This is a genomic window from Stenotrophomonas sp. G4 (assembly GCF_003428825.1).
GTDB classification, from domain to species: Bacteria; Pseudomonadota; Gammaproteobacteria; order Xanthomonadales; family Xanthomonadaceae; genus Stenotrophomonas; species Stenotrophomonas indicatrix.
Genome location: NZ_CP031741.1, coordinates 1,545,645 through 1,562,872, shown reverse-complemented (window position 1 = coordinate 1,562,872; position 17,228 = coordinate 1,545,645). Strand labels below are relative to the sequence as shown.

The 17,228-nt window shown below is 68.0% G+C and carries 17 protein-coding genes and 1 tRNA gene; 3 read left to right on the top strand and 15 right to left on the bottom strand.

Features of this window, described 5'->3' with window-relative positions; genetic code table 11:
- Positions 1–6 precede the first annotated feature (6 nt).
- The 14 genes from D0Y85_RS07250 to D0Y85_RS07185 all read right to left on the bottom strand — a co-directional run bounded on the left by D0Y85_RS07250 (position 7) and on the right by D0Y85_RS07185 (position 15,162).
- On the bottom strand, positions 7–1,113 hold the full coding sequence (locus tag D0Y85_RS07250) for an NAD(P)/FAD-dependent oxidoreductase (RefSeq protein ID WP_117309993.1): 1,107 nt from the start codon (positions 1,111–1,113) through the stop codon (positions 7–9).
- Between the two features lie 138 nt (positions 1,114–1,251).
- Positions 1,252–1,327, bottom strand: a tRNA-Gly gene (locus D0Y85_RS07245).
- A gap of 252 nt (positions 1,328–1,579) precedes the next feature.
- On the bottom strand, positions 1,580–2,206 hold the full coding sequence (gene pgsA / locus D0Y85_RS07240; protein ID WP_093817847.1) for a CDP-diacylglycerol--glycerol-3-phosphate 3-phosphatidyltransferase: 627 nt from the start codon (positions 2,204–2,206) through the stop codon (positions 1,580–1,582).
- 17 nt (positions 2,207–2,223) lie between these two features.
- Complete coding sequence (gene uvrC / locus D0Y85_RS07235) at positions 2,224–4,068, bottom strand: excinuclease ABC subunit UvrC (protein WP_117309992.1); 1,845 nt, start codon at positions 4,066–4,068, stop codon at positions 2,224–2,226.
- Positions 4,065–5,477, bottom strand: a complete 1,413-nt coding sequence (locus D0Y85_RS07230) for a hypothetical protein (RefSeq protein ID WP_117309991.1) — start codon at positions 5,475–5,477, stop codon at positions 4,065–4,067. The genes uvrC and D0Y85_RS07230 overlap by 4 nt, the downstream gene beginning before the upstream one ends.
- Complete coding sequence (locus D0Y85_RS07225; protein ID WP_117309990.1) at positions 5,474–5,962, bottom strand: low molecular weight protein-tyrosine-phosphatase; 489 nt, start codon at positions 5,960–5,962, stop codon at positions 5,474–5,476. The genes D0Y85_RS07230 and D0Y85_RS07225 overlap by 4 nt, the downstream gene beginning before the upstream one ends.
- A complete protein-coding gene (kdsB, locus tag D0Y85_RS07220; RefSeq protein ID WP_117311872.1) occupies positions 5,959–6,732 on the bottom strand; it encodes a 3-deoxy-manno-octulosonate cytidylyltransferase in 774 nt (257 codons plus the stop codon). The genes D0Y85_RS07225 and kdsB overlap by 4 nt, the downstream gene beginning before the upstream one ends.
- 75 nt (positions 6,733–6,807) lie before the next feature.
- A complete protein-coding gene (gene lpxK, locus D0Y85_RS07215) occupies positions 6,808–7,827 on the bottom strand; it encodes a tetraacyldisaccharide 4'-kinase (protein WP_117309989.1) in 1,020 nt (339 codons plus the stop codon).
- Positions 7,827–9,575 (bottom strand): lipid A export permease/ATP-binding protein MsbA, encoded by a 1,749-nt coding sequence (msbA, locus tag D0Y85_RS07210; RefSeq protein ID WP_117309988.1) that lies wholly within the window; start codon positions 9,573–9,575, stop codon positions 7,827–7,829. Before msbA ends, lpxK begins: the two co-directional genes overlap by 1 nt.
- Positions 9,572–9,994 carry a biopolymer transporter ExbD gene (locus D0Y85_RS07205; protein ID WP_117309987.1) on the bottom strand — a complete coding sequence of 141 codons (423 nt, stop codon included), beginning with the start codon at positions 9,992–9,994 and terminating at the stop codon, positions 9,572–9,574. Before D0Y85_RS07205 ends, msbA begins: the two co-directional genes overlap by 4 nt.
- 3 nt (positions 9,995–9,997) lie before the next feature.
- Entirely contained in the window at positions 9,998–10,660 is a 663-nt protein-coding gene (locus D0Y85_RS07200) for a MotA/TolQ/ExbB proton channel family protein (protein ID WP_117309986.1), read from the bottom strand.
- Between the two features lie 3 nt (positions 10,661–10,663).
- Positions 10,664–13,075, bottom strand: a complete 2,412-nt coding sequence (locus D0Y85_RS07195) for a DNA internalization-related competence protein ComEC/Rec2 (protein ID WP_117309985.1) — start codon at positions 13,073–13,075, stop codon at positions 10,664–10,666.
- A 70-nt stretch (positions 13,076–13,145) separates the two neighbouring features.
- A complete protein-coding gene (locus D0Y85_RS07190) occupies positions 13,146–14,489 on the bottom strand; it encodes a HAMP domain-containing sensor histidine kinase (protein ID WP_032975720.1) in 1,344 nt (447 codons plus the stop codon).
- A gap of 1 nt (position 14,490) precedes the next feature.
- On the bottom strand, positions 14,491–15,162 hold the full coding sequence (locus D0Y85_RS07185) for a response regulator transcription factor (RefSeq protein WP_093817843.1): 672 nt from the start codon (positions 15,160–15,162) through the stop codon (positions 14,491–14,493).
- 144 nt (positions 15,163–15,306) lie between these two features.
- Between D0Y85_RS07185 and D0Y85_RS07180 the strand changes: the two genes are divergently transcribed.
- Together D0Y85_RS07180 and D0Y85_RS07175 are read left to right on the top strand one after the other, a co-directional pair.
- On the top strand, positions 15,307–16,074 hold the full coding sequence (locus D0Y85_RS07180; protein ID WP_117309984.1) for a MipA/OmpV family protein: 768 nt from the start codon (positions 15,307–15,309) through the stop codon (positions 16,072–16,074).
- 39 nt (positions 16,075–16,113) lie between these two features.
- Positions 16,114–16,401, top strand: a complete 288-nt coding sequence (locus tag D0Y85_RS07175) for a hypothetical protein (RefSeq protein ID WP_117309983.1) — start codon at positions 16,114–16,116, stop codon at positions 16,399–16,401.
- 8 nt (positions 16,402–16,409) lie between these two features.
- Here the strand turns inward: D0Y85_RS07175 and D0Y85_RS20530 are convergent, their stop codons facing one another.
- Positions 16,410–16,550, bottom strand: coding sequence for a hypothetical protein (locus D0Y85_RS20530; RefSeq protein ID WP_162887621.1), 141 nt, complete (start codon positions 16,548–16,550; stop codon positions 16,410–16,412).
- A 107-nt stretch (positions 16,551–16,657) separates the two neighbouring features.
- On the opposite strand from D0Y85_RS20530, the gene D0Y85_RS07170 reads away from it, so the two are divergent.
- Complete coding sequence (locus tag D0Y85_RS07170; RefSeq protein ID WP_117309982.1) at positions 16,658–17,227, top strand: TlpA disulfide reductase family protein; 570 nt, start codon at positions 16,658–16,660, stop codon at positions 17,225–17,227.
- The last annotated feature ends 1 nt before the right edge of the window (position 17,228 follow it).

Genomic DNA, 17,228 nt, shown 5'->3' with positions numbered 1-17,228 from the left:
TCAGGATCACATCCGCACGCCCCGCCGATGGAAGTAGATCTGCTCGGCCAGCCGGCGCATCGGGCCGGTGCGCAGCAGCGCATTGACCGGCCAGTCCCGCTGCAGGTGGTCCATTGCCCAGCGCAGCATGCGCTTGCGGTGAAAGGTGGGGGCGGCCTGACGCGCCACCTGCTCTGCGGCCGGCCCCGTGCCGCGCCGGTGCAACCCGATCGCATCACCGACCGCCCAGCCATGCCGCCATGACGAGTGGATGCCGCCGGCCGACAGCGGCGAGACGACACCTGCCGCATCACCGGTCAGGATCACGCCCGGCGCGGTGATCGGGCCATCCGGCAACCCGCAGGGCACCAGGCCCGCGCGGGTGGCGGCAACCTGGGCCGAGTGCGGAAGTCCCACAACGTCGCGCACGTGTTCAAGGAATCCCTCGATATCCGGCGCGCGTGCATGTGCTGGATCATGGCGCAGCGCCAATCCCACCTGCACGCCGGTGGGGTTCTGCGCGGCCCAGCCGATGTAGCCGGGTGCAAACCGGCGGCTGACAAAGCAGTGCAAGGCATCGCCTTCCGGCAGCTGCACGCCGGCAAACTCGCGCTCGACGCCATACAGATTGTCGCGCACCTGGCCCAGGCCGGTACGCTGGGCAACACGTGATCGTGCGCCATCAGCGCCGACCAGACAGGCCGTGCGCCCCACCCCTTCAACCTGCCACGCGTCGCCGTCGCGGCAGGCGTCGGTGAACGACTGCTGCAGCCGCAGGTCCACGCCACTGGCGCGCAGTTCGCTGGCCAGCCAGCGCATCAGGTTCGGCGTATCGGTGGTGAGGAAGTAGTAACCCGGTGCGGTCAGCAGCACGTTGTGCAGGTTCGGCGCATACAGGCGCACGCGTGCGACGCGTTGCACGAGATGATCGGGCATGCGCCCCAGCCAGGTCTGTTCCATCGCCTCCTTCACCACGATACCGGTGGTGTGCAGGCGTTCGCCAGGGTCGGCCTTGCGCTCGAGCACGCAGACGCGCAGGCCGTACTGAGCGGCGGCGAGTGCGCAGGCGGCACCGCCAAAGCTGGCGCCGACGATGACCACGTCGTAGTCGTTGGCAGGGGGAGTGTGAGGCATCGCGGCATCACCTTGCTGGATCCGGGAGTACAGCGTGGGATCGGCAGATGGTGAGGCGATGGAGTGGCGGTGAAGTGGGGATGAAGCCGCTCCGGCCAAACGAAAAACGCCCCCTTTCGGGAGCGCTTTTCTTGAATCTGGAGCGGGAAACGAGACTCGAACTCGCGACCTCAACCTTGGCAAGGTTGCGCTCTACCAACTGAGCTATTCCCGCTTGGGAGGCGAAATTTTACCTGTTCCAAGGATTGCGTCAAGCGCTTTTTTTCAGGGATTTGCGGGAGTGGCCGACATTGCGTATCCACGCATGGCGTGGATCTACCGCAGACCCACATTCCCGTAGATCCACGCCATGCGTGGATGAGGTATCCCGCGTAGAACACATGCCCAGTAGATCCATGCCATGCGTGGATGGTGACAGCGATGGGGTCAGAGCCCTTTCCTGCGGAAAGGGATCCGACCCCGGTACTCAGTTGCCCAGCTTCTTCTGCCGCGCACGCTCGCGCGCGGCGCGCTCGTCGTCACGCAGGCTGGGCCAGGCGGCGTGCAGGTACTGCAGGCCCGACCACAGGGTCAGCACGGCGGCAATGGCCAGGGTCCAGTCACCGATATGGAATACCGGCGGGCCCATCCAGATGTCGTCGACCGGAACGTTCGGCGCCACCGAATACAGCAGGCACAGCAGCGCGACCATCTGCGCGGTGGTCTTGACCTTGCCGATCATCGCCACCCGCACCTTGGCGCGCTGGCCGAGTTCGGCCATCCACTCGCGCAGCGCCGACACCGCAATCTCGCGGCCGACGATCACCGCCGCCCAGAACGCCATCCACGGCGTCGGGTGGCCCTGCACGATCAGGAACAGCGCCACCGCCACCATCAGCTTGTCCGCGACCGGGTCCAGGAAGGCGCCGAACGCCGATTCCAGGCCGTAGCGCCGCGCGATCCAGCCATCGAGCCAGTCGGTGATCGCAGCCAGGCCGAAGATCGCCGCCGATGCGAAGTTGGTCCAGGTGTAGGGCAGGTAGAACACCAGCACCAGCACCGGGATCATCACGATCCGCAACAGGGTCAGCCAGGTGGGCAGGGTCAACGTCATGCGGCTTTATTCTCTCTCTACTCGGCCGGATCCGGCGCGGCCAACCCGTGCAGGTTAGCGTAGATGCGCGCTGCGAGGGCGTCATTGATGCCTTCCACCTTGGCAATTTCCGCTTCTCCGGCTGCTTTCAGGCCGACCAGACCGCCAAAATGCTTCAGCAGGCTGGCGCGCCGTCGCGGCCCGATGCCGGGGATGTCTTCCAGTTTGCTGGTCATCCGGGCCTTCTGCCGGCGCCCGCGATGGCCAGTGATGGCGAAGCGGTGTGCTTCATCGCGCACCTGCTGGATGAACTGCAGGGCGGGATCGGCCGCACCCGGGCGCAGTTCGCGGCCATCGGGCATCACCAGCGCTTCGTGGCCGGCACGGCGTTCCACGCCTTTGGCCACGCCCACCAGCAGCACGTCTTCCACGCCCAGATCGGCCAGCGCCGCCTGGGCCTGTGCCAGCTGGCCGGCGCCACCGTCGATCAGCAGCACATCCGGCAGCACGCCCTGCTCTTCCACTGCACGGCGGAAGCGGCGGTCGATCGCCTGGCGCATCGCGGCGTAGTCATCGCCCGGCTCGATGCCACTGATGTTGAAGCGGCGGTACTGCGCGCGCACCGGACCGGCCGCATCGAACACCACGCACGAGGCCACGGTGGCTTCGCCCATGGTATGGCTGATGTCGAAGCACTCCACCCGCTTCACCGGTTCGGCCAGCCCCAGCATCACCCGCAGCGCTTCGCTGCGCGCGTGCTGCGCGGTGCGGCTGTTGATCTCGGTGGCCAGGGTCAACTGTGCGTTGCGGCTGGCCAGTTCCAGGTAGCCGGCGCGCTCGCCGCGGACGTTCCATTTCAACTGCACCTTGCGCTCGGCCGAGGCCGACAGTGCAGAACCGATCAGATCGGCATCGGGAATTTCGCGGTCGAGCAGGATCTCGCGCGGCGGCTCGAATTCGATGTAGTACTGCGAGACAAAGGCCGCCAGCACTTCATCCGGGCTTTCCTCGCCATTGGTGCGGGGAAAGAACGGGCGGGTGCCCAGGTTGCGGCCATCGCGGAAGGCCAGCAGCATCACGCAGGCCTGCGAGCCCTGCATGGCCACCGCCAGCACGTCGAGGTCGGCCGCGCGGCCGTCCACGTACTGGCGGGTCTGCATGCTGCGCAATGAAGTAATCAGATCGCGCAGGCGCGCGGCCTGCTCGAATTCCAGCGCTTCGCTGGCCGCCTGCATCTGTTCGCCCAGCTCCCGGGTCAGCTCATCGCTCTTGCCTTCCAGGAACATCGCCGCGCGGCGCACCGACTCGGCGTAGTCCGATGCGGGCACCAGTTCCACGCACGGCGCGCTGCAGCGTCCGATCTGATACTGCAGGCAGGGCCGCGAACGGTTGCGGAACACGCTGTCTTCGCAGCTGCGCAGCTTGAACAGCTTGTGCATCAGGTTCAGCGTCTCGCGCACCGCGGTGACGCCGGGATACGGCCCGAAATAGCGCCCGGGAATGGCACGCGGGCCACGATGCAGGGCGATGCGCGGCCAGTCTTCGCGGGTCAGCAGCACATGCGGATAGGTCTTGTCGTCGCGCAGGGACACGTTGTAGCGCGGCGACAGCGACTTGATCAGCTGGTTTTCCAGCAGCAGCGCTTCGGCTTCCGAGCGCGTTACGGTCACATCCATGCGCACGATCTGCGAGAGCATCGACATGATGCGCGCGTTCTTCGGACTGCCGTTGAAATAGCTGCCCACGCGGTTGCGCAGCGCGCGGGCCTTGCCGACGTACAACAGTGTGTCGTCGGCCGCGTACATGCGGTACACGCCCGGGGCGGTACTCAGCTGGGCCGCGAATGCCTTGCCATCGAAGGTCGGGACAGGAACAACGGTCATTCGCTGATCGGCACTTCGCTGAGCACGCCGCTGTCAGGGTCCAGGCGCAGTACGGCGTGGGAATCGGTTTCGGCGATCCACACCGCGCCGGCACCGACGGCCAGCCCGGCCGGGCCATGCAGTCGCCGCGGCAAGGGCTGGGTGGTCAGTTCGCCGCCGCCCAGGCGCAACGTGCGCAGGCGGCCATTGCCGGTATCGGCGATCCACAGCAACGGGGCATCCGGGCTCAGTGCGATCGCCTGTGGAAACTGCAGGCTGGCCTGCGCACGCGGGCCATCGTCCTCGCCGAAACGCCAGGTGCCCTGCCCGACCAGGGTCTGCACCAGGTCGCCGCGCAACTGCAATGAACGGATCGAAGAGCCCAGCGCATCGGCCACGTACAGCACCTGCTGGACCACGGCCACGGCGGTGGGCTGAGCGAACGCCGCCAGATGGCCGCTGCCGTCGCGCTCGTCGATGGCGCCGCTGCCGGCGCGCCACTGCAGGCTGCGCTGGCCGAGGTGGTAGCTCCAGATGCGGTTGTCGCCGGCCATGGCGATGTGCAGCTGGTTTTCGGCGATGGCCAGGCCAACCGGATGATCCAGCGACACCTGCCGTGGCTGCGTCACCGGCCCTTCCACGGGGGCGCCCGCACGGCCGTTGCCACACAGCGTATCGACCAGGCCGGTCAGCAGGTTGATGCGGCGCACGGCATGGTTGCCGGTGTCGGCCACGTACAGCGACTCACGCTCCAGCGCCAGCGCCTGTGGCCTGTGGAAAGCGGCTTCGGCGAGGTTGCCGTCCATGAAGTCGGCGGTCCCCAGACCGAACTGGCGCAGCACCCGGCCGCCATGACTGCATTCCAGGATGCGGTGGTGGCCGCTGTCGGCGATGTACAACCGTTCCTGGTTCACCGCCAGACCCATCGGGAACCGCAGCGCCTGGCGCGGCTCGGGGTGCAGTTCACTGCCGCCGCGCGAAGGGGCCGACGGCGCGCCCTCGCAGAGGGCATTCAGGGCCCGCTCCAGCTCGCCGGGCACGCCCTGGCCGATCAAGCGCTGCTGTTCGCGGCCCTGGGCGTCCAGCAGCACCATGGTCGGCCAGGCGCTGACGCCGAAGCGGCGCCAGCCATCCCAGTCGGCATCGAGCAGCACCGGCATGGTCAGGCCCTGGCGGCGCAGCAGTTTCAGCGCAGCCGTGGCATCACGCTCGAAGTCGAAGCGCGGCACCTGCAGCACCAGAGGTTGCAGCTTGCCGGGGTGGCGTGACAGCCACTGGCTGAACTCGGCCAGCCGTTGCGCGCTCCATGCGGAAGCCGCGTTGACGAACAACAGCGCGACCGGCCGGCCACGCAGTTCGGTCAGGGTACAGGGCGCGGCATTGAGCCAGGCGGCGAACTCGGGAAGGTCCGGAACGGGCTGGATGTTCATGGCCCGATTATGCCGGAGTCGGCGTGATGCAACAGGCGTGCCACAGTGCGTTCGGCGGCAGCGTCGACCAGCGACCAGACCTGTTCGAAATGATCGCTGCCACCGGTATAGGGATCGGGAATCGCACGTTCGCCCTGCCCGCCCGACCACGGCAGGTACAGCGCCAGGCGCTCGCGCTGGGTGGCAGTGGCAAGGCGTGCGGCATCACGCAGGTTGGCCTCGTCGGCGCACAGGATCCAGTCGAAAGCGTCGAAGTCATGCGATTGCAGCTGCCGCGCGCGCAAGCCGCCAAGATCCACACCGTGGCCCGCCGCACATGCAATGGCACGCCGGTCGGGTGGCTGGCCCACGTGCCAGTCGCCGGTACCGGCCGAATCGACCTGCACCCGCCCGGCCAGCGCAGAGCCCTCCAGGCGGGCGCGCAGCGCGCCTTCGGCCATCGGCGAGCGGCAGATGTTGCCCAGGCAGACGACCAGCAGCCTCATCGCACCGCCATCGCCTGCAGCAGCATTTCGGCGCGCTGCAGGTCTTCAGGGGTGTCGATGCCCGGCGGGAAGGGTTCGGGCGAAATCGCCACGGCGATCGGGAAGCCCGCTTCCAGCACACGCAGCTGCTCCAGCGATTCCACCTGCTCCAACATTCCCGGCGGCATCGAGGCGAACTGCTGCAGGAAGCCGGCACGGTAGCCATAGATGCCGATGTGGCGCAGCCACTGATGGCCCTCGGGCAGGGTGTCGCGGCTGCGGGAAAAGCCATCGCGATGCCAGGCGATGGGCGCACGGCTGAAGTACAGGGCCTCGTTGCGTACGTTGCGCACCAGCTTGACCACATTCGGGTCGAAAAGCGTGTGTGCATCCTCGACCGGCGTGGCCAGGGTCGACATCGGGGCGTTGCCCGCCACCAGTGCCTCGGCCACGGCGCGGATGCCGGCAGCCGGCGCGAACGGTTCATCACCCTGCAGGTTGACCACCACGGTGTCATCGGCCCAGCCAGCGATGCGCGCACACTCAGCCAGGCGATCGGTGCCCGAGGCATGCGAGGCAGCGGTCATTGCTACCTTCACTTCCCCCAGGCCGGACAATGCGTCGGCAATACGCTGGTCGTCGGTTGCGACCCATACCTCACCTGCGCCGGCCTGCAGCGCGCGGCGCGCCACATGCAGCACCATGGGCTCTGCGCCCAGCAGGCGCAGCGGCTTGCCCGGCAGCCGCGAAGCGGCATAGCGGGCCGGGATGGCAACAACGAAGTCGGTCATGCGGGCGGTACTCGGAAGGCGCGATACAGCAGGAATGCGGCCGGCGACGTGCATTTGCAAGCGTCGCACGGCCCCTCAGTTCGGACGCAGCTTGTCCAGTCGGTCAGTCAACGCGATCCAGAAAGCAGCAGGCATCTCGGCACGCAGCGGCACGGCGTACTGCCAGTCGTTGGCGAACGCGCGGCACTTCACCGCGTCCTTTTCGGTCATCAGCACCGGCAACTGGCTGCCAAAGGACAGATCCTGCGGCTGGTAGGCATGATGGTCGGCGAAGGCGTGCGGCACCACGCCGATCGCACGCGCGCGCAGCATGTCGAAGAAGCGTTGCGGATTGGCGATGCCGGCCACGGCGTGCACGCGCTGGCCCGCGAAGTACGAAAGGGGACGTGCGCGCCCGCCGGCCAGCGGCTGTGCACTGTCGATGTGCAGGGACATCGGCCATTGGCCGAAGCCGCAGGACTGGGCAGCGGCCGCTTCATCCGCCTGGCCCAGGTTGACCACCCGGAAATCACACTCAGCGGCACGGCTGACCGGTTCCCGCAACGGTCCGGCGGGGATCATCCGGCCATTGCCATAGCGGCGCTGGGCATCGACCACCTCGATCTCGATGTCGCGCGCCAAGCGGTAGTGCTGCAGCCCGTCATCGCAGACGATCACGTCGCAGCCGGCCGCGATCAGCGCCTTGCCCGCCGCCACCCGATCACTGTCCACGCGTACCGGCACGCCCGTCTTCCAGGCGATCAGCACCGGCTCGTCGCCCCCCAGGGCGGTCGGCGTATCGGCTTCCACCCAACGTGCCCTGTCCGCTTGCTCACGGCCGTAGCCGCGGCTGGCGACGCCGGGCTTCCAGCCCGCGGCCCGCAGCCGATCGACCAGGGCGATGGTCAGCGGCGTCTTGCCGGTGCCGCCGGCGGTGATGTTGCCGACTACGATGACTGGCACCGCCAGTGCATGGCGCTTGCGCCAGCCACGCCGGTACAGGCGCCGGCGCAGCGCGGTGACGCCGGCATACAGCGGCGCCAGCAGTCGCATCGGCCACGGAGCGGGGCTGCCGTCGTACCAGTACGGCGGGGTCTGGGTACCGTTGCCCGCCATCAGTCCTGCCTTTCGCGGAACTGCATGTTGTGCAGGTGCTGGTACAGGCCGCCCATCGACAGCAGTTCCTGGTGGGTGCCGCGCTCAACGATACGGCCATGGTCCATCACCAGCACCTGGTCGGCATGCTCGATGGTCGACAGGCGATGCGCGATCACCAGCGTGGTGCGCTCGGGCATCAAGCGCTGCAGCGCATCCTGCACCAGGCGCTCGGATTCGTTGTCCAGCGCCGCGGTGGCCTCGTCCAGGATCAGGATCGGTGCGTCGCGCAGGATGGCGCGGGCGATCGCCAGGCGCTGGCGCTGGCCGCCGGACAGCAGCGCGCCATTCTCGCCCACCGGCGTCTGCAGCTGCTGCGGCATGCGTGCAATGAATTCCCACGCATTGGCCGCCTCGGCAGCTGCACGGATCTGCTCGTCGGTGGCATCCATGCCGTAGGCGATGTTGGCCGCGATGGTGTCGTCGAACAGCATGACCTTCTGCCCGACCATGGCCACCTGCCGGCGCAGATCGGCCAGCGGGTACTCATCCAGGGCCACGCCGTCGAGCAGGATACGCCCGCCATTGGGCTCGTAGAAACGCGGCACCAGCCGGATCAGGCTGGTCTTGCCACTGCCGGAGCGGCCGACGATGGCGGTGACCGTGCCCGGGCGGGCAACGAAATTGATGTCGTCCAGGGCAATGCCGCTGTCTTCGCGGTAGCGCAGCATGACATGCTCGAAGGCCAGCTCGCCGCGTACGCGCTGCACCGCGTGCTTGCCGTCGTCGCGCTCGACGGGCATGTCGATGATGCCGAACAGGCGCTCGGCCGCAGCCACGCCGCGCGAGATGGAGGTCTGCACGCTGGTCAGCCGGCGCAGCGACGGAATGATGGCCATCATCGAGGTCATCAGGCCCATGAACTGGCCCGCATTGAGCTTGCCGGCCAGTGCTTCGCGGGTGGCGACCCACACGATCACCGCCAATGCCAGCGCTGCCAGGAACTGGACGACGCTGGAGGCGGCGGCACGGGTGACCTCCACCTTCATGTTCAGCGCCAGCATGCGGTTGGCCAGGCGCGAGTAGCGCGAGATCTCGTGCTGCTGGGTGCCGTGCACCTTCACTTCCTGCTGCGCGGCCAGCGACTGCTCGGCGGTCTGCGCCATGGTGCCCATGCCGTCCTGGATGCCGCGGCTGATGCGCCGGTAGCGCTTGCCCACGTAGGACACGATCACCCCGATCAGCGGCACCACCACCAGCATGGCCAGGGTCACCTTGATGCTCATCTGCAGCATCACCGCCAGCATCGCGATGATGGTCAGGGTGTCGGCCACCACGGTCTTGAGCGCATCGGCGCTGGCCTGGGTGACCTGCTCGGTGTCGAAGTTCAGGCGGCTGACCATCACCGGCGTCGCTTCGGCATCGAAATGGGAGGACGGCAGGTGCAGGTACTTCTGCAGTACCTGCTCACGCAGGTCACGGACCACGCTGCGACCGGTCTTGGCCAGGGTGTAGTCACTGACCCAGGTGGCCACGCTGCGCATCAGGAACAGGCCGAGGATGGTCAGCGGCAACACCACGGCCGCGCGCGGCTGCGGGTCGACGAAGCCGTCATTGACCAGCGGTTCCATCAGCTTGGTGAAGTGGTAGCCGGCCAGGGCCTCGACCACCATGGCGATCACCGCCGCCACCATGAATACCCAGTAGGTGCGGGTATAGCCCAGCAGTCGTTTGTAGATCGGCCACACCGGCGCGTGATGGGAACTCATGGACGCACCTCTGGCGCTGTTGCAATGGCGATACGACGGAAACCGAGCTGGCCCAGCGCATCCTGCGCGGTCACCACGGCCTGGTAGGGAGTGCGCGCGTCGGCGCGCAGCAGCACGGTCTGCTCGCGGTCGCTGCCGGCAACGGCGGCAATGGTCTGCTTGACCGACTCGACGTCGCTGCGCAGCACTTCCTGATCGTTGACGAAGTAGCGGCCGTCAGCGTTGATCAGCACGCTCAGCGAGCGCGGCGGCTCGTTGGTCTGCTGCTGGCTGGCGGTCGGCAGCTGCACCTGCAGGGTCGATCGCGCGTCGAAGGTCGTGGTGACCACGAAGAAGATGATCAGCACCAGGATGACGTCGATCAGCGGCACCAGGTCGATATGCGGTTCATCCTGGGCCCGGTCGTTGCCGATACGCATCGATCAGGCCTTTGCCGTAGCGGCGGAGGGCGCGCGCGTGGCGGGGGCCGGAGTCATCACCCCGGGGCGGCCATCCAGCGTATCCAGCAGCGCGCTGGCTTCCTGCTCCATCTCCACCACGTAGCCGTGGATGCGGCCCTTGAAGAAGCGGTGGAACATCAGCGCCGGGATCGCCACGATCATGCCGGTGGCGGTGCACACCAGTGCCTTGCCGATACCGCCGGCAAGCTGGTTCACATCACCCACGCCGTGGTCGAGGATGCCCAGGAACATCTGGATCATGCCGACCACGGTGCCCAGCAGGCCCAGCAACGGGCCGGCCGAGGCGATGGTGCCCAGCGCGTTGAGGAAACGCTCCATGCGGTGCACCAGATGGCGACCGGTGTCCTCGATGCGCTCGCGGATCTGGTCGCGCGGGCGGTTGCGCGCTTCCAGCGCGGCGGCCAGCAGGGCACCCAACGGTGAATTGGCACGCAGGGTCTGCAGGTGCGCCGGGTCCAGCTTGCCGCGCGCGGCCCAGTTGCGCACCTCCTGGCCCAGGCCAGGCGGCAGCACCTCGTTACGCCGCAAGGACCAGAAACGCTCCAGGACGATCGCCAAAGCCAGTACGCCCAACAGCAGCAGCGGCACCATCGGCCAGCCACCGGCCTTGACCAGTTCCCACACGTTTCAACCCTCCGGCCCAGCGGCCGCTTGTTCGATCGGCGATAGGATAGCAGCCGACCGCGCCCGCCCAGCGGCATCCCACCACCGGGCGGCGTGGATACGCTGTTCACGCAGCTGCAGGCCTTGTGCGCCAAGCCATACGCGGATCGCGCCGGACTCGGCGGTGGACAGCACTTCGGCGCCCGCCGCCTGCCAGCGCCGCACCACGTCACGTTTCGGGTGGCCAAAGTGGTTCCGGTGCCCGGCCGAGACCAGCGCCAGCTGCGGCGCCACCGCCTTCACCCAGTCCGGCGTGGAACTGCCTCCGCTGCCGTGATGGGGCACCAGCACCACGTCCGCACGCAGCATATCGGCGGCGCCCGCCAGCAGCGCCTGCTCGCCCTGCCGGCCGATGTCACCGGGCAGCAGCACGACCCCGTGCGCGCCAGCAACCCGCAGCACGCAACTGGCTTCGTTGTCGGCGCCCTTCCCGCCAGCGGCAGGGAACGCGGCGGGCGGATGCAGCACCTGGAAATCGAGCCCGTCCCATTGCCAGCGCAGGCCCTGTTGGCAGCTGCCGGTCGTGGCAATCGCACTGCCCGGTGGAGCCAGTACGTGCAGACCCGGCCATTGCCGGCGCAGCGCGGCAAGGTTGCCGCTGTGGTCCAGGTGGTCGTGACTGATCATCACCCGTGCCGGCGGCTCCTGTCCCAGCGCCCGCAACGTCGGCAGCAGCATCCGCTCCTCGCCTTCGCCGCCGGCCGGCGGGCCGACGTCGTACCAGAGTGCGTGCTGGGCGGTCCGCAGCAGCACCGCCGCGCCCTGGCCGACATCGTGCACCACCAGTTCCAGCTCACCCTGCTGCGGCCCCGACCGTGCCGGCCACAGCAACGGCAGGCACAGCAGAGAACCGGCAAGCCCGGCCCCAGCACCGCGTGGCAACAGCCACCAGAACACCCCCAGCAAGGCCGCCGGCAACGCCCAGGCCGGCCCCTGCGCCAGCCACCACATCGCCTGCGGGTGCTCGGCCAAGGGTTGCAGCAGCTGCCAACTGGCCTCGAACACCCAGGCAGCCGTGCGCCAAGGCCACTGCCCTGCCCCGGTGCGCAGGGCCTCCACAGCGGTTCCCAGCAGAGCCAGAGGCACCACCAGCAGGCTCCACAGTGGAATGATCGGCAGGTTCACCAGCGGCCCCAGCCGTGCGCTGCCACCGAACAGTGCCACTGCCAGCGGCAACAGAGCGACACTGGCCACCCCCTGCCCTGCCAGAGCGCCGCGCAGCATTGCGGCGCCCCCTTTCGGCCGCCCCTGCGGCAGGCACCACAGCAACCACAGAACGCCGCCGAAACTGAGCCAGAAGCCCGCAGACAGCACCGACAGCGGCGCCGGCAGCAGCATCGCCAGCGCAGCCAGCGCCAGCCCCTGCGCTACCGTCACCGGACGGCGGGCGACGCGCGCCAGGGCCAGCACCGCAATCATCAGTGCGGTACGCACGGTCGGCAGCTCGCTGCCTGCAACGACGGCATAGCCGGACGCAGCCACCGCTGCCGCACAGGCCGCCGCCTGCGGTCGTGGCCAGAACCTGGCAAGCCCCGGCCAGGATCGCCAGAGCGCAGAACACAGCAATGCGGCGAAGCCCGCGACCAGACCGACATGGAAGCCGGAGATGGCGATCAGGTGGGTCAGGCCCAGCGCACGCAGCTGCGCCCAGTCGACGTCGGACAGGCCACGGGTATCGCCCAGCGCCAGGGCCTGGATGAACCGTGCAGACGGGTGTGCGACCTGCCTGGCAATGGCGGCACTGGTGCGCTCGCGCCACGCAGGTAGACCATGCGCAGGGCGCAGCTGTCGCGTGGAATTCAAGTCGCGCACGCTGGCGTTCCCTGCCAGCCCACGCAGCAGCGCATGCCGCTCGCCATCGAAGCCCCCCGGATTGATGCGTGAACGTGGTGGTCGCACGCGCAGCGACAACTGCCAATCCGCCCCGGCGTGCAGGAGACGTCTCTGATCAAGCCCGGCGTCGGTCGGCCCACCCCGTGGCGCGTGCCAGAGCACCTGCAGCCGCTTTCCACGCAGCGTCGGCATCGCATCGGACGCATCCACCCGGAATTCGAAGCGGGTGTGTGCAGGCGTTTCCTTCGGCAGATCGATGACCTGCCCCCGGACGAGCACATCCTGCGCAGCAGAACCGGCCGGCAGCTGCGTCTGCATTGCCCAATACCCGTGGCAGCAAGTCCAGGCCAAGCCGAACAACAACGCAGCCGCCGCGCGTCCGCGCCAGCGCAACACCCAGCCCAACGCGGCCACGACGGTCGCCGCAACAGAAGCCCACAGCGGTGGCAACACCGGCAGCAGCACGCAGACCAACGCACCGGCAACCAGAGCGGCAGCGCACGCGGGGCCAAACAAGGGCGACAAGGTCCGATCGGCTGCCATCGACACAGCGTGCCGAGGCGCGGCCTCACCCAGCCATCAGGCAACACCGTGTGGCGTTGTCAGCGCTCGGCTAGCGACGCACGCTGCCGCGGTGGAAGTTGACCCGGAAGCTCGCGCCGCCGCCGACGGCCTCGCCCACGCTCACCGTGCCGCCGTGGTGCTGCACGATCTCCTTGACCAGATGCAGGCCGAGGCCGCTGCCACTGCCAGCAGCACGCAGGCGGTGGAACGGCTCAAAGATCGCCTCGCGGTCACCGACCGGCACGCCGGCGCCCTGGTCGCTGACCTCCAGCAGGCCCTGCCGGTCCAGACGCACGCAGATGGTGCCGCGCCCGCCGCCATGGACGATGGCGTTGTGCACCAGGTTGGCAATCACCCGCCCCAGAGCGAGGCCATCGCCATGGATCCACACCGGCGTCTCCGGCGCATCCACTTCAAAGCCGTAGCCGGCGCCAACCACCAGAGGCGCAAGGTCGGCGGCCGCTTCGCGCACGACATGCGCAAGGTCCAGGCGCTGCAAGGCTGCGACGTTCCGGTCCAGGCGCTGCAGGTCGAGCAGGTGCTCGGCGACGTTGCCGAGACGGGCGACATCGGTCAGCAGCTGCGATTTGAGCTCCCCCTGCGGCAACTGCGACAGGCGCGCCTGCACCACCGCAATCGGTACCCGCAGCTCATGGGCGGCGTCGGCCAGGAATTTATCGCGTGCTGCGTAGCCCTGCTGCACCTTGTCGATCGCATCGTTGAACGCTTCGACCAGAGGCGCGACCTCGGTCGATACCAGCTGCGCATCCAGGCGCGCACCGGGCTGGCCGATATCCAGCTCCTTGGCCTGCTGCGCGGACCGGCGCACGCCACGCATGGCGCGATGGATCACCGTCGGCATCACCAGCAGCGTGACCACGATCAACGGCAGGAAGAACCACAGGCCAATCAACCGCAGCACCATCAATGCGCCATCCAGCAGGCCGCCCTTCGGCGCCCCCCCCACCATCACCGTGATGCGGCGGCCGTCTTCGTTGCGGATCATCACCCGCGCCACATCCAGGTACGGCGGCACCAGCGAACCCAGCTCGGTGGCACCCAGTGTCGGCAGGCGGGCCAGCAGCGGCGCGTGGATGGCAGGCAGCGTGCCGCGCTGCAGCCATGCACCGCGATCGTCCACCGCCGCGAACCACAGGTTGCCACCGGCACGCGCATCGAGCTTCTGCCAGCGCGCTTCGTCCAGCACCAGACGGCCGCCTTCGCTGTGCACCGCATTGGCTGCGCTCTCGGCCATGAACATGTCCATGCCCCAGGTGTCCTTGTCGCCCCAGGTCAGGATCAGCGCGACGACGGCGAACAACACCGTGAAGGCCTGCGCCAGGAACAGCCGCCATGCCAGTCCAAGAGTGATCGAACGGATCGGTCGTGCCATCTCAGGCCTCCGCCAGCAGGTAGCCAACGCCGCGGATCACGTGGATCTCCACGCCTGCCCCGGCCTGCTGCAGCGCCTTGCGCAGCTTTGAAATGTGCGCATCGAGCGCATTGGACTGGATCTCATCATCGAATCCGTACACCGCCGCTTCCAGCGCGCTGCGGGTGACCGTGCGCCCCTGCCGCATCGCCAGCGCCTGCAGCACCAGCACCTGCCGCCGCGGCAGTGCAACCGGCTGGCCGTCCACCTGCGCCTGCAGCGATTCGAAATCGAACTCCAGCCGGCCCAGCCGCAACCGGGGGGTCACCATCGCCGACGGTCGACGCGAGACGGCGCGGATGCGCGCCATCAGCTCTTCGATCGCCACCGGCTTGACCAGGTAGTCATCGGCACCGACGTCCAGTCCTTCCACCTTGTCCGACAGCCCGCCCTTGGCAGTGAGCATGATCACCGCCAGGTTCGGCCGCAGCGTACGGGCGGTCGCCACGAAGCCCACGCCATCACCATCGGGCAGCTGCCGATCGAGCAGCATCAGCTGATGCACCGGCTCACGCAGGGCGAGCGCAGCCTCGGCCAGGCTGCCGACCACGTCGGCGACCACACCCTGGCGCTCAAGCCCGGACTGCAGGGCTCGCGAGAGATCGGGGTCATCTTCGACCAGGAGAATGCGCATCGGGGGCTCGGCAACCGGAAACGGTGCCGATCATAGTGCCTTCGGCGTGCAGGTGGCGGCGATGCCAGCAGATTGCGCCTGCGCAATGTTCCGACAATGTTGCGCGCGCAGCATGCATCGCCATCCCTGCAACGCACTACATCGATGACCTCACTGTCCCCCGCCCTGCTGCGCCCCCTGCTGTGCACCGTCGCTCTCTCCACGCCGCTGCTGGCCACCGCGCAGGAACAGGCTCCGGGGGTACAGGCCGGCATCACCTTCGGCGCGACCACTGGCGCCTACGCGCACTATGACGACAAGCCGCTGGTGCTGCCGGCGCTGTCCTGGCAGGGCAAGCGCTTCTTCGCCAGCCCCGGTTCGCTTGGCATGAACCTCTACAAGGCCGACGGCCTGCGCCTGTCGGCGGTGGCGACGCCCTACACGTTGCGCTTCAAGACCGACGACGTGAACGATCCGCAGCTGCGCCGCCTGCATAGCCGGCAGATGTCGGCGATGGTCGGCATCAATGCCGACTACAGCGCCGACTGGGGCGCGGTGGCGGCCAGCGTGAAGCGCGAAGTAAGCGGGCACGGCGGCGGTGTTGAATCCAGCCTGCATTACAGCTATCCGATCCAGGCCGGCCGTTTCACCTGGGTGCCGCGCGTGGGCGTGGTGCATTCCAGCGCCCGCCTGCTCGACTACTACTACGGCATCAGTGACGAAGAAGCGCTGCGCTCCGGGCTGGCGGCCTACACGCCCGGCAGTGCCACCTCGCCGAGCCTGCAGATCGCGGTCAGCACGCCCCTGGGTACGAAATGGCGCGCAACTGGCGTCGTCGCCAACCAGTGGTTCGGTGATGCCGTCGAAGACAGCCCGATGGCACGGCGCAGCAGCCAGACCTCCGCTTTCATCTCGCTGATGCGCGCGTTCTGACCGAACCTGCATCCGCCCCACGGACAACAAGGATCCCGCATGGCCGCTGTCACCCCCACCGCCGATGCCAACGCGATCCTGCGCGCGCCGGATCTGGACAGCGCCGAGCGCGCCTACCTGGGCCTGCTGCCGGACATGGCTCATGTGGACGCGTTGACCCGACGTGCACTCGGCCTGTCACGCGCTGCCGATGCTGCGCGCGGATACGCACTGTCGATGACCCTGGTCGGCCTGCGCCTGCAGGAGCTGGAAATGGGCGAGCCGTGTGCGGCCGAATATCGCCAGGCGACGCTGCGCAGCCTGCGCCAGGCCTTCGCTGCGGCCTGAGCGTCGCGTCAGCGGAAGGTCGTCCAGGCCAGCACCGCAGACAGCAGTGCGACCCAGATCACGGCCTTGAAGGTGCCTTCCAGCATGTTGCCGCCGAACAGCAGTTCGATGATCGGGTTAGGCCGGGAAACGGGAGCATGGTCACTCATGGTGGCGTCCGGAGGTTTGGGAACTGCGTCACCGATGATACAAAAGCTTGACATTCCTGTTGCTCTCTCCGGTATGGTCGATGCAACGCGGCGTTCAAGGATGATCGATGCTCAAGCGTGCACTGTTTCCCGTAGTCGCCCTGCTGCTGGCCGCACTGGTCATCATGCTCTCCTGGCAGAACCGCCAGTTGCGGCAGCTCAACGAACAGATGGCGGCGCAGCTGCAGCAGACGCAGCTGGACGCGCATGGCCTTGCAACCGGCACCCGGCCTGAACCGTTGACCCTGCGGACGACGCAGCAGACCCATGTCGATATCGGTGGCGCGCGCGGCGTGCCGCAGATCCTCTACTTCTTCTCTACCGCCTGCCGTTACTGCCTGGCCTCGGTGCCACAACTGCAGCAGATCGCGGCTGCGCGAGGCAGTGCCGAGCTGGTGGGCGTGGGCCTGCCACCGTACGACCAGCTTGCCGACTACGCAGGCAAGCACGCGCTGGCGTTTCCGATCGCCGTGGACGATCAGGGCGAAGTCTCCAAGCGCTACCGCGCCACGCTGACACCAATGCTGATGGTGCTGGCCGCAGATGGCAGCATCGCCTACAAGCATGTCGGCCAGCTCGACGCCGGCACTGTCCAGGCCGTCGCCAACGCAATGAATCCGGGAAGCCACACCAACTGAA

Bases quoted from the DNA above. Each gene is read 5' to 3' on its own strand.
- D0Y85_RS07195 (WP_117309985.1), bottom strand. From the start codon at position 13,075: ATGGCAGCCGATCGGACCTTGTCGCCCTTGTTTGGCCCCGCGTGCGCT.
- uvrC (WP_117309992.1), bottom strand. From the start codon at position 4,068: ATGACCGTTGTTCCTGTCCCGACCTTCGATGGCAAGGCATTCGCGGCC.
- D0Y85_RS07230 (WP_117309991.1), bottom strand. From the start codon at position 5,477: ATGAACATCCAGCCCGTTCCGGACCTTCCCGAGTTCGCCGCCTGGCTC.
- D0Y85_RS07175 (WP_117309983.1), top strand. From the start codon at position 16,114: ATGGCCGCTGTCACCCCCACCGCCGATGCCAACGCGATCCTGCGCGCG.
- D0Y85_RS07205 (WP_117309987.1), bottom strand. From the start codon at position 9,994: ATGCGTATCGGCAACGACCGGGCCCAGGATGAACCGCATATCGACCTG.
- D0Y85_RS07225 (WP_117309990.1), bottom strand. From the start codon at position 5,962: ATGAGGCTGCTGGTCGTCTGCCTGGGCAACATCTGCCGCTCGCCGATG.
- D0Y85_RS07190 (WP_032975720.1), bottom strand. From the start codon at position 14,489: ATGGCACGACCGATCCGTTCGATCACTCTTGGACTGGCATGGCGGCTG.
- D0Y85_RS07180 (WP_117309984.1), top strand. From the start codon at position 15,307: ATGACCTCACTGTCCCCCGCCCTGCTGCGCCCCCTGCTGTGCACCGTC.
- D0Y85_RS20530 (WP_162887621.1), bottom strand. From the start codon at position 16,550: ATGAGTGACCATGCTCCCGTTTCCCGGCCTAACCCGATCATCGAACTG.
- lpxK (WP_117309989.1), bottom strand. From the start codon at position 7,827: ATGGCGGGCAACGGTACCCAGACCCCGCCGTACTGGTACGACGGCAGC.
- D0Y85_RS07250 (WP_117309993.1), bottom strand. From the start codon at position 1,113: ATGCCTCACACTCCCCCTGCCAACGACTACGACGTGGTCATCGTCGGC.
- msbA (WP_117309988.1), bottom strand. From the start codon at position 9,575: ATGAGTTCCCATCACGCGCCGGTGTGGCCGATCTACAAACGACTGCTG.
- D0Y85_RS07170 (WP_117309982.1), top strand. From the start codon at position 16,658: ATGCTCAAGCGTGCACTGTTTCCCGTAGTCGCCCTGCTGCTGGCCGCA.
- kdsB (WP_117311872.1), bottom strand. From the start codon at position 6,732: ATGACCGACTTCGTTGTTGCCATCCCGGCCCGCTATGCCGCTTCGCGG.
- pgsA (WP_093817847.1), bottom strand. From the start codon at position 2,206: ATGACGTTGACCCTGCCCACCTGGCTGACCCTGTTGCGGATCGTGATG.
- D0Y85_RS07185 (WP_093817843.1), bottom strand. From the start codon at position 15,162: ATGCGCATTCTCCTGGTCGAAGATGACCCCGATCTCTCGCGAGCCCTG.